General features: G+C 56.9%; 10 protein-coding genes. All 10 read left to right on the top strand.

Features of this window, described 5'->3' with window-relative positions; translation table 11 throughout:
• Positions 1–27 precede the first annotated feature (27 nt).
• The 10 genes from glf to B9A24_RS11900 all read left to right on the top strand — a co-directional run bounded on the left by glf (position 28) and on the right by B9A24_RS11900 (position 13,337).
• Entirely contained in the window at positions 28–1,209 is a 1,182-nt protein-coding gene (glf, locus tag B9A24_RS11860) for a UDP-galactopyranose mutase (RefSeq protein WP_084446112.1), read from the top strand.
• A 198-nt stretch (positions 1,210–1,407) separates the two neighbouring features.
• Positions 1,408–2,706, top strand: coding sequence for a family 1 glycosylhydrolase (locus B9A24_RS22330; RefSeq protein WP_200813914.1), 1,299 nt, complete (start codon positions 1,408–1,410; stop codon positions 2,704–2,706).
• A gap of 19 nt (positions 2,707–2,725) precedes the next feature.
• Complete coding sequence (locus tag B9A24_RS22335) at positions 2,726–3,646, top strand: SDR family oxidoreductase (protein ID WP_200813915.1); 921 nt, start codon at positions 2,726–2,728, stop codon at positions 3,644–3,646.
• Positions 3,647–3,918: 272 nt separating this feature from the next.
• Positions 3,919–7,332 (top strand): preprotein translocase subunit SecA, encoded by a 3,414-nt coding sequence (secA, locus tag B9A24_RS11870; RefSeq protein ID WP_084446114.1) that lies wholly within the window; start codon positions 3,919–3,921, stop codon positions 7,330–7,332.
• A 196-nt stretch (positions 7,333–7,528) separates the two neighbouring features.
• Positions 7,529–8,206 carry a deoxyribose-phosphate aldolase gene (gene deoC, locus B9A24_RS11875; protein WP_084446117.1) on the top strand — a complete coding sequence of 226 codons (678 nt, stop codon included), beginning with the start codon at positions 7,529–7,531 and terminating at the stop codon, positions 8,204–8,206.
• Positions 8,187–8,723: a hypothetical protein gene (locus B9A24_RS11880; RefSeq protein ID WP_084446120.1), complete on the top strand. Its 537-nt coding sequence runs from the start codon at positions 8,187–8,189 to the stop codon at positions 8,721–8,723. Before deoC ends, B9A24_RS11880 begins: the two co-directional genes overlap by 20 nt.
• Positions 8,724–8,732: 9 nt before the next feature.
• Positions 8,733–10,007, top strand: a complete 1,275-nt coding sequence (locus B9A24_RS11885; protein WP_084446122.1) for a M20 metallopeptidase family protein — start codon at positions 8,733–8,735, stop codon at positions 10,005–10,007.
• A gap of 130 nt (positions 10,008–10,137) precedes the next feature.
• Positions 10,138–10,854 carry a hypothetical protein gene (locus B9A24_RS11890; protein WP_143434915.1) on the top strand — a complete coding sequence of 239 codons (717 nt, stop codon included), beginning with the start codon at positions 10,138–10,140 and terminating at the stop codon, positions 10,852–10,854.
• A 318-nt stretch (positions 10,855–11,172) separates the two neighbouring features.
• Positions 11,173–11,637, top strand: coding sequence for an Hsp20/alpha crystallin family protein (locus tag B9A24_RS11895; RefSeq protein ID WP_084446126.1), 465 nt, complete (start codon positions 11,173–11,175; stop codon positions 11,635–11,637).
• Positions 11,638–11,819: 182 nt separating this feature from the next.
• Complete coding sequence (locus tag B9A24_RS11900; RefSeq protein ID WP_234997222.1) at positions 11,820–13,337, top strand: Do family serine endopeptidase; 1,518 nt, start codon at positions 11,820–11,822, stop codon at positions 13,335–13,337.
• Positions 13,338–13,392: the final 55 nt, after the last annotated feature.

A 13,392-nucleotide genomic window follows, 5' to 3' on the forward strand; every position in this document is an offset into this window, starting at 1 on the left:
CTCTTTCACCAAAACACAAACTTAGCTATGTTCGATTATCTGATCGTTGGGGCCGGCTTCGCTGGCAGCGTACTGGCCGAACGGCTGGCTACACGCTCCAATAAAAAAGTGCTCATCGTTGATAAGCGCAGCCACATTGCGGGCAATGCTTACGACCACTACAACGAAGAAGGCATCCTGGTCCACAAATACGGCCCCCATATCTTCCACACCAACTCCAAGGACGTATTCGAATACCTGACAAACTTCACCGACTGGCGCCCCTACGAGCACCGCGTGCTGGCTTCCGTGGATGGGCAGATGGTGCCTATGCCCATCAACCTGGACACGATCAACAAGCTGTATGGCCTGAGCCTGAACAGCTTTGAGGTCGAGCAGTTTCTGGAGTCGCTGGCCGAGAGCATTCCGGTGATCAAGACCTCGGAAGACGTGGTGGTGAGCAAAGTGGGCCGCGAGCTGTACGAGAAGTTCTTTAAGAACTACACCCGCAAGCAGTGGGGCATGGACCCCTCGGAGCTGGACAAATCGGTGACCTCGCGTGTGCCTACGCGCACCAACCGCGATGACCGCTACTTCACGGACACCTACCAGGCCATGCCGCTGCACGGCTACACGCGTATGTTTGAGAAGATGCTCGACCACCCGAACATCAAGATCATGCTCAACACCGACTACCACGACATCATCGACTTCATCCCATTCAAAGAAATCATCTTCACGGGTCCGGTTGATGAGTATTTCGACTTTAAGTTTGGCAAGCTGCCCTACCGCTCGCTGGAGTTTAAGCACGAAACGCTGAACGTGGAGAAGTTTCTGGCCGCGCCGGTCGTGAACTACCCCAACGAGCATCTGTACACCCGCATTACGGAGTTTAAGGCCCTCACCGGCCAGCAGCACCCCAAAACCAGCGTGGTGTACGAGTATCCGAAAGCGGAGGGAGACCCATACTATCCCATTCCGCGCCTCGAAAATGCCGACCTATACAACAAGTACAAGAAGCTGGCTGACGAGACGCCCAACGTGCATTTCGTGGGTCGTCTGGCCACGTACAAGTACTACAACATGGACCAGGTAGTAGCCCAGGCCCTGACCTTGTACAAGAGGCTGACGGAGAAAACCGAGGAAGCGCAGAAGGCCAAGAAGCCCGCTATTTCCGGCTCGACCTCACTCGTAGAAAAACTCGTTTCCCGCGCTCCGGCGAAGGAATAAACCGGGCTGGCCGCCGCCCGGCCAACGCTTACCCAGACAGGAAAATAAACTGCATCTGTCATCCTGCGTAGAGTACAGGGTCTTTCCACTAAAGCCCTCATCTCTGCTCGGGATGACAGAGCCGTTTAGCAGCCTGGCCAACACAATTCTAGGCAATAGAAAAACGGGCCGCGAGCAGCTCATAACTGGCAACAGCTTATGGCCGCAGTACCACTATGGGGCGGAATAGAATGCAGTATTCGCCGAATCGGCGATACCTACTCCAACCAACTACAGCGCAGCGGGCATCTCACCCGCCTCTCCGATCTGGACCGCATCGCCGAGCTGGGCCTGCAGAAGCTCCGCTACCCGGTGCTGTGGGAGCAAATTGCCCCCCACAGCCTTGATGAGCCCGACTGGCGCTGGCCCGACGAGCGCCTTGCCCGCCTGCGGGAGCTGGGCATTGACCCCATTGTGGGGCTCGTCCACCACGGCAGCGGGCCGCGCTATACTGCCCTGGATCAGGCTGATTTTGCCCCCCAGTTGGCCCGCTATGCCCGTCTGGTAGCGGAGCGCTACCCCTGGGTGACGCACTTCACGCCCATCAACGAGCCCCTGACCACGGCCCGCTTCAGCGGGCTGTACGGCTTCTGGTATCCGCACGGCCACGACGACGCAACCTTCGTGCGCATCTTGCTCAACCAGCTAAAAGCTACCAGGCTGGCCATGCTGGCCATTCGGGAAGTGACGCCGGCGGCTAAACTGGTCCAAACCGAGGATCTGGGCCAGACCCACAGTACGCCCGCGCTGGCGTATCAGGCCGAGTTTGAGAACCATCGGCGCTGGCTGACCTACGACCTGCTCTGCGGGCGCGTGAATGAGCAGCACCCGCTCTGGGGGTATTTGCGCCATAGCCAGGCCACGGAGGCCGAGCTGCACGAATTCGTGCAAAACCCCTTGCCGCCCGATATTATCGGCCTAAACTACTACGTGACCAGTGAGCGCTACCTCGATGAGGAGCTGCACCACTACCCCGCGCACTGCGCCATCGTGGGCGGCAACGGTCGCGACGACTACGCCGACGTGGAAGCCGTGCGCGTGGGTCCGGCCCGGCTGACAGGCATCCAAAGCCTGCTGACCGAAGCCTGGACGCGCTACCAGCTGCCCCTGGCCGTGACGGAAGCCCACCTGGCCTGCACCCGCGAGGAGCAGATGCGCTGGGTCCACCAAACCTGCCAGGCCGCCAACGCCCTCCGCGCCGAGGGCGTACAGATAGAGGCCGTTACCGTCTGGTCCTTGCTGGGCGCCTTCGACTGGAACAGCCTGCTCACCCGCGACGACGGCCACTACGAAACCGGGGTGTTCGACGTGCGCGGCGGCCAGCCCCGGCCCACTGCCCTCTTCAATATGGTGCGGAGCCTGGCCCGCCACGGCCACTACGACCACCCCGTCCTGCGGTCCGAAGGCTGGTGGCAGCGCGACGTACGCCTGCATTACCGCCATCATTGTCACATATAGTCACTTGTCCGTTTTACTTATGCGAATTCTACCCGAGCTTTTACCCGAGCCAGTCCCCTTTATTCCGCCCCTGCTTATTACCGGGGCCAGTGGCACGCTGGGCCGCGCCTTTCACCGCATCTGCCACACCCGTGGCATCAAAGCGGTGCTCCTGAGCCGACAAGACATGGACATTGCCGATCTGGTGTCCGTAGAGCAAGCCCTAGAGCAGTATCAGCCCTGGGCCGTGGTGAATACCGCCGGCTACGTGCGCGTAGATGACGCGGAAACCGATTTTCGGCGCTGCTACCGCGAGAACACCCTTGGCCCGGCCGTGCTGGCCGCCGCCTGCGCCCACCGCGCCGTGCAGCTGCTTACCTTTTCCTCCGACCTAGTTTTTGATGGCTTAAAATCTACTCCGTACCTGGAAAGTGACCTGCCGCGCCCGCTGAACGTGTATGGCAACAGCAAGCGCCTGGCTGAGCGCGACGTGCTCACGCATATGCCGGCCGCGTTGGTCGTGCGCACCAGCGCCTTTTTTGGTCCTTGGGATGAGCATAACTTCGTCTACCACGCCCTGCGCGCTGTCGGCGAAGGCGAATTGTTCGAGGCTGCCGACGATCAGCGCATCGCCCCCACCTACGTGCCCGACCTAGTGAATACTTCCCTGGACCTGCTGCTTGATGAGGAGCAAGGCCTCTGGCACCTGGCCAACGCGGGCACCTGCACCTGGGCCGAGCTGGCCCGCACCGCCACGGCGCTGGCTGGCCTCGACCCCGCCATGATCGTGGGACGGCCAGGGGCGGCCTTTGGCTGGCCCGCCGCGCGACCGGCATACAGCGTGCTGGGCAGCGAGCACGGCGCGCTGCTGCCGGCACTGGAAGTCAGCCTGCAACGCTACCTGCACGAGGCCGCCGACATGCTAAATGCCCCCCAGGAGCAGATCGCGGCGGCTTCGTAACCAACCCCAGGCGGCGGTCTGGGGAATCGTTGTGGCCGTTGAGATGTAGCGCCAAGCAGAAGCCTGGCTACGCCGTCCCTCTGTTCGTGCTACATTTTGGCCAGAGACCGGGGGTGCTGCCTGACAACTCAGCCGACTTGGGAACCCCGCACACTCTTTGAGGTGGCGGGGTTTCGTCGTTTTGGAGGCTGGGGGGCTTTTTAGCCGGGAGTTTCCCGAAAACGCCGTAAATTTGAGATGCGCCCCGGCGTTTTAAGCTAAAAAATACCAGCATGTTTGATTTCCTAGGGAAAACCGTCGCCAAGATTTTCGGCTCCAAATCGGAGCGGGACTTGAAGGAGATTATCCCATACGTGGCGCTCATCAACGCCGAATATGCCAAATTGGCATTGCTCTCCGACGACCAGCTGCGCCAGCAGACCCAGGAAGTCCGCGCCCGCATCGATGCGCATTTAAAAGCTACCGACGATCAGATTGCCGGCCTGCACCAGCGCATCGCCGAGGATGCGACGCTCGACATTAATCAGAAAGAGCAGCTCTTCGACCAGATCGACGCGCTCGAAAAGCAGCGTAACAAGGAGCTGGAAGTCGTGCTGCTGGAAGTGCTGCCGGCCGCTTTCGCCATCGTGAAGGAAACGGCTCGCCGCTACAAGGAGAACGGTCAACTCACCGCTACGGTTACCGACTACGACCGCGAATACGCCAGCCGCAAGCAGAACGTTACCATTCAGGGTGACCAGGCCGTGTGGGCCAATAAGTGGATTGCCGGCGGAGCCGAAATCACTTGGGACATGGTGCACTACGACGTGCAGCTGATTGGCGGCGTAGTACTGCATCAGGGTAAGATTGCCGAAATGGCCACTGGTGAAGGTAAAACGCTGGTTTCGACCTTGCCTGCCTTCCTCAATGCGCTAGCCCGCCGTGGCGTGCATTTGGTAACAGTCAACGACTACCTGGCTAAGCGTGACTCGGAGTGGAATGCGCCGCTGTTCGAGTTTCACGGCATCACCGTAGACTGCATCGACAAGCACCAACCGAACACGGATGCGCGCCGTCGGGCCTACGCGGCCGACGTTACCTACGGTACCAACAACGAATTCGGCTTCGACTACCTGCGCGACAATATGGCGCGCGAAACCGAGGAGCTGGTGCAGCGCAAGCATCACTACGCCATGGTCGACGAAGTTGACTCCGTACTGATTGACGATGCCCGGACGCCGCTCATTATCTCCGGCCCCGTGCCCCGCGGCGATGTACACGAGTTTTATCAGCTGAAGCCCCGCATTCAAATGCTGGTGGATGCCCAGAAAAAGCTGGTGCAGGACTACCTGGTGCAGGCGCGTAAGCTGATTAAAGATGGAAAAGACGGCTCGGAAGCAGGCAGTAAGGACGGTGAAGGTGGCTTGATGCTGTTCCGCGCTTACCGTGGCCTGCCCAAGAGCAAGCCGCTCATCAAGTTTTTGTCGGAGACGGGCATGCGGGCCATTCTGCTTAAGACGGAGAACTTCTATCTGCAAGACAACTCCCGGCAGATGCCGAAGGCCGATGAGCCGCTGTACTTTACCATCGACGAGAAGAACAACCAGATTGAGCTGACCGAAAAAGGCATCGACCTGATTACGGCCCAAGGCGAAGATCCGCAGCTTTTTATCATGCCTGATATCGGGATGGAAATTGCGGCCATCGAGAACAGCAAAACCATCGGCGACGAGGATAAGCTGCACCAGAAGGAAAAGCTGATGCAGGACTACCAGGAGAAGTCGGAGCGGGTACACACCGTAAACCAGTTGCTGAAGGCTTACACGCTGTTTGAGCGCGACGACCAGTACATCCTGACTGACGACGGCAAGGTGAAAATCGTGGATGAGCAGACCGGCCGCGTGATGGAAGGTCGTCGCTACTCCGATGGCTTGCACCAGGCTATTGAAGCCAAAGAGAACGTGCGCGTAGAAGACGCCACCCAGACCTACGCCACGGTTACGCTTCAGAACTACTTCCGCATGTACCATAAGCTGGCCGGCATGACCGGTACGGCCGAAACGGAAGCGGGCGAATTCTGGCAGATTTACAAGCTCGACGTGGTCGTGATTCCGACCAACCGTCAGATTTCCCGCCAGGACGAGCACGACAAGGTGTATAAGACCGTGCGCGAGAAGTATAACGCCGTAGCCGAGGAAATTCAGACGTTGGTGCAAGCTGGCCGCCCGGTGCTGGTAGGTACTACTTCGGTAGAGATTTCGGAGCTGGTAAGCCGTATGCTGAAGCTGCGCGGTATTCAGCACCAGGTGTTGAACGCCAAGCAAAACCAGCGCGAAGCGGAGATTGTGGCCGGCGCCGGCTTCCCCGGCACCGTGACTATTGCCACCAACATGGCTGGTCGTGGTACCGACATTAAGCTGAAAGAAACCTCGCGCGACTCTGGTGGTCTGGCTATTATTGGTACGGAGCGCCACGAAAGCCGCCGCGTCGATAGGCAGCTGCGTGGTCGGGCCGGTCGGCAGGGTGACCCGGGTTCGTCGCAGTTCTTCGTGTCGCTGGAAGACAACCTGATGCGTCTGTTTGGCTCGGACCGCATTGCCAAACTCATGGATCGAATGGGTCTGGAGGAAGGCGAAGTGATTCAGCACTCGATGATTACGAGCAGCATTGAGCGGGCGCAGAAGAAAGTGGAGGAGAACAACTTCGGTACCCGAAAGCGCCTGCTGGAATACGACGACGTGATGAACGCTCAGCGCGAGGTGGTGTACAAGCGCCGCCGCAACGCCTTATTTGGCGAGCGTTTGGAGCTGGATATCTGGAACATGATTTACGACGTCTGCGACGACATCGTGAGCGTCCACAAAATCAGCAACGACTTTGAGGACTTTAAGCTGGCCGTTATCCGGGTGTTTGGCTACGATACCCACCTCACGGCTCAGGACCTGAGCAGTCAGCAAGTGCCGGCACTGGCCCAGAAGCTCTACGATGAGGCATTAGGCTATTATCAGAGCAAGAATGAGCACATCGCGGCTAATACCCTGCCGCTGGTCAATGATTTGATTAAGCAGAATGCGCCCTTCGAGAACATCGCCATTCCTTTTACTGATGGCCGCAAGCAGATTACGGTAGTTACCAGCCTGCGCCGCAACCAGGCCACCGAAGGCCACGAAACGATTCGTGGCATGGAGAAAATCGTGGTGCTCTCAACTATTGATACGGCCTGGACTCAGCACCTGCGTCAGATGGACGACCTGAAGCAAGTAGTGCAAAATGCCGTGTATGAGCAGAAAGACCCGCTGTTGGTGTACAAGTTCGAGTCGTTTGAGCTGTTCAAGCAGATGATTGGCAAGGTGAACGAGGAAACTGTATCCTTCCTCTTCCGCGCCGACATCCCGATGCAGCAGGAGAACGGCCACACCCAGGAGCCGGAGTTCTTTGTAGAGGCCGATTTGCCCCCCGCACCCAAAGCCCCCAAGCTGAAGGCACAGAAGGAAGTTTCCTCTGTTTCGCTCGGCGCCGGCCCCGAGGATATGGGCCCGGAGCCCGTGCCGGTGCTGGAAAAGCAGCAGCCCGTGCGCGCCCAGAAAATCGCGAACCGCAACGAGAAAGTAAGCGTGCAGTACATGGACGGCCGCATCGTGCGCGACGTGAAGTACAAGACCGTGGAGGACGATGTGCTGAACAACCGCTGCGTATTGGTGGGGTAATAGCAGCCACGCGGTTTGCAATTGAAGTAAGTGGCAGGTGGCTTTTTAGGAAGCTGCCTGCCACTTGTTATTTGGCAATGTTTCTGCGTAGGCTTCGCACTGAAAGCACAGGCCATTAGCTTACTAAAGCAAAGAGAGTGGCTGTGCAAATCCGTATTAGCGCTACCTTACCTTTGCCTTCCTGTTATTTCGGTCTATGAGCCTTTCCTCCACCCAGATTGCCGCTTCTATTGATCATACTCTACTACGACCTGATGCCACCCCGGATGAAATAGCTCAGCTATGCGCCGAAGCAGTTCAGTCCGGTTTTGCTACGGTATGTGTGCCGCCCTGCTACGTGCGCTACGCCGTGGAGCAGCTTCGGGGGGCAATTCCGGTGTGTACGGTGGTTGGGTTTCCGCTGGGGTATCAGATTACCAAAGTCAAGTTTTTTGAAGCTCACCAGGCGCTCAATGATGGCGCTACCGAGATTGACATGGTTATCAACGTTGGTGCCTTTAAATCGGGTAGGGTAGAGGAGGTAGAAGACGAGATTGGCCAGCTTGTCGAGCTATGCCACTTCAAAAATGCTATTTTGAAAGTGATTATTGAAACGGCCTTACTGACGGAAGATGAGATAATAACGGCCTGCCGGATCTGCGCCGCCGTAGGGGCCGATTTTGTTAAAACTTCTACTGGTTTCGCGGCCCGCGGCGCTTCCGTGGCCGATATTACGCTGATGCGCGAACATTTGCCCCCCAGAGTCCGCATAAAAGCGGCGGGGGGCATTCGTACCCGGGTGGCGGCGCTGGCGTTGCTGGCCGCCGGTGCCCACCGACTAGGTTCCTCCAATAGTTTGGCTCTGCTGAAAGAAGATGAAATTCCCGCTGCGTAACGTATTCCTGTTTTCCGCTTTGCTCTCGCTGGCTTCGTGTGCGGCTTCTGGTCCAGTAGGCAAGACCACCACGCCTGATACAACGCGTCGTCGCGAGTCGGCTCCGGCCGAAGACCTGAGCCGCTACCGCCCCGTGTTCACCTCACCGTCGGCTGCCACTACTCCTGCCGGATCCAAGCCTACTATAACGCCTACTAACCACGTAAATAGCCAGATCGACCAGCGCCTGCGCGATCAGGCCTTCACCAACCAGAACGTAAAGTATGCCCAGGGCTACCGCATTCTGGCCTACGTTGGTTTGGAGCGCGACCAGGCTATGGCTATTCGCCGCGCCGTCATCAGCCGCTACCCTGAAGAGACGGATTATATGACCTTCAAACAGCCAACGTATCGCCTCCTCATCGGTGATTACATGACCCGCCTGGAGGCCGAGCAGGCTATGTTGCGCATTAAGCCTCTGGCTCCCAGAGCGCAGCTGCAGCCGGCGCAGGTGGTGCTAAACAAAACTCGTTTTTAAGTTGTAGCTATGGCTGCTTCTTTCTCCCTCAAATCATCTGATCCTGTGATTCAGCGTCTTCTTCCTCGCATTCAACAATTGGCTGCCGAAGCTGCCGCCGAGACAGTAGCGTTGCGTGAGCACCTGCACGCGCACCCTGAGCTTTCTTTTGAGGAAGTAAATACGCAAGCCTTTGTGATATCCGAGTTGAAAAAGCTGGGTCTCAGTCCCCAGCCGCTGGCTAATACGGGGGTTGTAGCTTTGATTGAAGGCAAAAACCCCAGCCGCCGCACCGTGGCCCTGCGCGCCGATATGGATGCGCTGCCTATTCAGGAAACCAATGAGGTGCCGTACCGCTCCACCAATCCGGGGGTGATGCACGCATGCGGCCACGATGTGCATACGTCTTCCTTGCTGGGCACCGCCCGTATCCTGACTCAGCTCCGCACCGAGTTTGAAGGCACCGTAAAGCTGATTTTTCAGCCCGGTGAGGAAAAGCTGCCCGGTGGGGCATCATTGATGATAAAAGAAGGCGTACTGGAGAATCCGGTGCCGGCCAGCGTACTGGGTCAGCATGTATTTCCGCGCCTGCCGGCAGGTAAAATCGGTCTGCGGCCCGGCCGCTACATGGCCAGCACCGACGAGTTGTACATGACCGTGCGTGGCAAGGGCGGCCACGGGGCTATGCCGGAGCAGAATATTGATCCAGTGCTGGTTACAGCTCATATTATTGTAGCGGCCCAACAGATTGTGAGCCGGCGCGCTAATCCCAAGCTGCCTTCGGTGCTGTCATTTGGTAAAGTCATTGCCAACGGCGCTACCAACGTGATTCCGAATGAAGTATACGTGGAGGGCACATTCCGTACCCTCAATGAAGAATGGCGCGATGAGGCCCATGTGCATCTGCGCAAGCTGGCGGAAGGTATAGCCGAAGCTATGGGGGCTACCTGTGAGTTGGACATTCGCCGGGGCTACCCTTACCTCGAAAATGAGCCGGCGCTGACAGCCCGCACCCGCGTCGCCGCCGAGGAGTATCTGGGGGCGGAAAACGTGGTGGAGCTGGACCAGTGGATGGCCGCTGAGGACTTTGCTTATTTTTCACAGCAAGCCGACGCCTGTTTCTACCGCTTGGGTACCAGCACTTCCGATGGCCGTCACACGTCTTCGGTACACACTCCTACTTTTGACATCGACCCCAAAGCCCTCGAAACAGGTCCAGGCCTTATGGCTTGGCTTACCCTGCGCGAGTTGGATACTACTGCTCACTCCGTTGCTGCCGGTGCTTCGGCCACTATCAATGCATAAAGCCTCTCTCGAAAAAAAGCCCCCCAGATGCTGGGGGGCTTTTTTGGTTGTTCTGGTGTTTGGGCTGCTAAGCGGATCCGTCGTACACGGTCAAAGCCGCCGGGTTGTGAATGGGCTGGGTATGGCCCCAATGCTACAAGCTGAATATGCGTTATCCGGCGATGATTATCTGTTTCTAGGAACCAATACGCCCTTCTCAACGGGCGGCTTCGATGGTTTTGACCTTACTCGGGCGGGGCTGGATGCCGGCTATGAGCGTTTTTGGAATGCCCGTTGGAGCTGGGGCACAACCTTAGGAGTGGGTGCGTACAGTACCAATCGGGATGGAGGCGAAGTATCGCCTCTCACCGTTGATGTAGTTCCAGAGCTGTTTTTGCGGCACTGGAACACCCTGGGCAACTACAACTTTCGTCAGCGGCTGGGCGTCGAATACCTGATTCCGGGAGGCACGGGTAATGAAAGCCGGGCTCGGACCCGCCTGCGCTTCGACCTTGACCGGCTGATTCCGGTAGGCCAGGTGGTAGTGCGGCCGCGCCTGGCGTACGAGGCATTTGCCTACTTGCGCTTCCAGCGGGACGAGGATGCGCCTAAAGAGCGCACGATCGATTTTACGGCGCTGCGGGCCGAAGTAGGTTTGCGTTTATCCGACCACTTCGACTTTACGCCCTGGTTTGCTTACCAAAGCACTTACAACAACGTGCTCCAGCAGACCGACATTAACGGTAACGTGGTGGTTCCGGGTGGCCGCCGCAACTTTGTAACCCCTATGCTGGGGCTGGATCTGCGCTATACTCTTTTCAAGGGTAAGCAAGTGTTTGATCGTCGTCAGCTGCCTACGCAGCACTAGAGGGTCAGCGCTGTATGCCTGGCTTGGATAGGCGGGCAATCCAGGAGGCTTTTTGCTGGGATTAGTAGCCGTTGTACGCAGGGAAAATCTATTTGATGACTTAATGTCATTGATGCATGTAGATTAAATAGTATGTCTTGCTTCTGTAATGGCATATTGTTTCACTCACAGGTTGCAGCTAGTTGCTGGCTGTTGAACCAAATCAGGACTTTCTGGCAGTAAGAATTCATTGTAGCTGGTTGGTACAGGTTTTATAGAATCAGTGTGTCGCCGCCTCAAAACCGGCCTTCATTCTAACTGATAAAAACATCTGTACTCATGGCCACTATTCTGTATAACAACCGTCCCGCCACTCGCCCAGCTCGCGCTTTCAATACCGTGTTGAACGAGCTCCTGCGCGATACGCTGCCAACCGTTACCGAGCCTGCTAAATCCTTCATTCCGCCGGCCGATGTCTTAGAGTCTGAGGATGGCTTCGAATTGCACTTAGCCTTACCCGGAGTAGCTAAGGAGGCTGTTCAAATTGATTTTCAAGAGGGCAAGCTGATCATCAGCGGAGAGCGTAAAGCGCTGAAAAGCCCAGAAGCTAAAAATGGCGAGCTTCAAAATGCCCCCCGGGTTCGCCGCCTAGAAACCAATTATGGCACCTTTAGCCGCACTTTCCGCCTGCCCGATACCATAGATGTGACAGCTATCGAAGCCGAAATGACGGATGGCATCCTGCGCGTTCGTTTGCCCTTCGACGGTAAAAAAGTAAACAAGCACCACATTGAGGTACGCTAGGCACATGGTTTAAAAAAAGGCTCCAAACATGGAGCCTTTTTTTAAACCTGCTTTGTTGTACTCATAAGTAACCTCCCGGCGTTAGGTTGCATCCTAATAGTCAATGTAAGATCACATTTGAATCTTGCCTTTTTTGCTTTAAATTCAATCTTCTCCTTCTATCCAATCCTCGTTTCAACTCTATGCAAGCAAAACAAATGATGCTCGGCCTGCTCGGTTCTGCCATTCTGGGTGGAGGTGTGGCCGTGGGCGGCTACAAGCTGTTAGAGCCTACAAACGCCAACGCACCGCAGGCAGTAGCCGCCGATCCGAATGTGCGCTATACCAGTGAGTTGCGCAACAGTGATTATGTAGTGCCCGAAGGCCTGAACTTCGTGGCGGCCGCCTCGTCGGTGACGCCGGCCGTGGTACACGTAATGACCGAGTACGCCCCCAAAATACGCAGCAGTGCTGGTTCTGAGCGTATGGATCCGCTATTGCGCCAGTTTTTCGGCGAAGATTTCGAACAATATCACGGTGGCGGAAGCGGCCGGGCGCAAGGCCCCCAGATGGGTTCGGGCTCGGGGGTTATCATTGCTGCCAATGGCTATATCGTTACCAATAACCATGTAATTGATAAGGCCGATAAGATCGAGGTAGTCTTGGATGATAAGCGTAAATACAAAGCCGAGCTGGTAGGCACTGACCCCACTACCGACCTTGCCCTCCTGAAGGTGCAAGCTGACAACCTGCCCTTCGTGCGCTACGGCAACTCCGACAATGTGAAAGTGGGCGAGTGGGTGCTGGCCATCGGCAATCCGTTTAACCTGAACTCGACCGTCACGGCTGGTATTATTTCCGCGAAAGGCCGCAACATTGGTATTCTGCAGCGCGAAGACCGGATGGGTCTTGAGTCATTTTTGCAGACCGACGCGGTGGTAAACCGGGGCAACTCGGGTGGCGCGCTGGTAAACCTGAATGGTGACCTGGTGGGTATCAACTCGGCTATTGCCTCTCAGAGCGGCAATTTTGAGGGCTACTCTTTCGCCGTGCCCAGCAGCATCGTGAGTAAAGTAGTGGATGACCTGCTGAAGTACAAAGTAGTGCAGCGCGCTTTGCTCGGTGTTCAGATCCGGGAGGTAGACGCCCGTTTGGCTTCGGAGAAAAAGCTGAAGAATCTCAATGGCGTATACGTTGAGGAGCTAAGTGAAAACAGCGCCGCCTCTGCTGCTGGTTTGGAGAAAGGCGACGTGATTACGGAAATCAACGGCGCCAAGGTGAACACTTCCTCGCAGTTGCAGGAGCAGGTAGCGCGCTACCGCCCCGGCGACAAGATTAAAGTAGCCTACCTGCGTGGTGGCGACGAGCGCAAGGCTACTGCTACGCTTCGCAACGCTACCGGTACCACCGAGGTTGTGCGGGCTGAAGTGGTGAAGGCTGTGAAGTACGAAGGTGCTACGCTGGAGCCTGTTACCAGCCAGGAGCTGAGCAAGCTCGGCATCGAAGGCGGGGCCAAAATCAAGGGCATCCGCGACAGCAACTTCCGCCAGACTGGCATTGCTGACGGCTTCATCATCACCCGCATCGACAAAAACAAGGTGACCAAGCCCCAGGACGTGCAGCGCTATCTGGAGATTGCCAAAAATGGTGATGGCGCCCTTGTAGAGGGCATTTATCCCGACGGTCGCAAAGCGTACTACCCTATCGGTCAGGCGGAGTAATCGACTTGAACAAAACTAACAAAAAAGCCACACGACGACGTACGTACGTTACGTT

Origin of the sequence: Hymenobacter roseosalivarius DSM 11622 (genome assembly GCF_900176135.1) — a bacterium.
GTDB classification, from domain to species: domain Bacteria; phylum Bacteroidota; class Bacteroidia; order Cytophagales; family Hymenobacteraceae; genus Hymenobacter; species Hymenobacter roseosalivarius.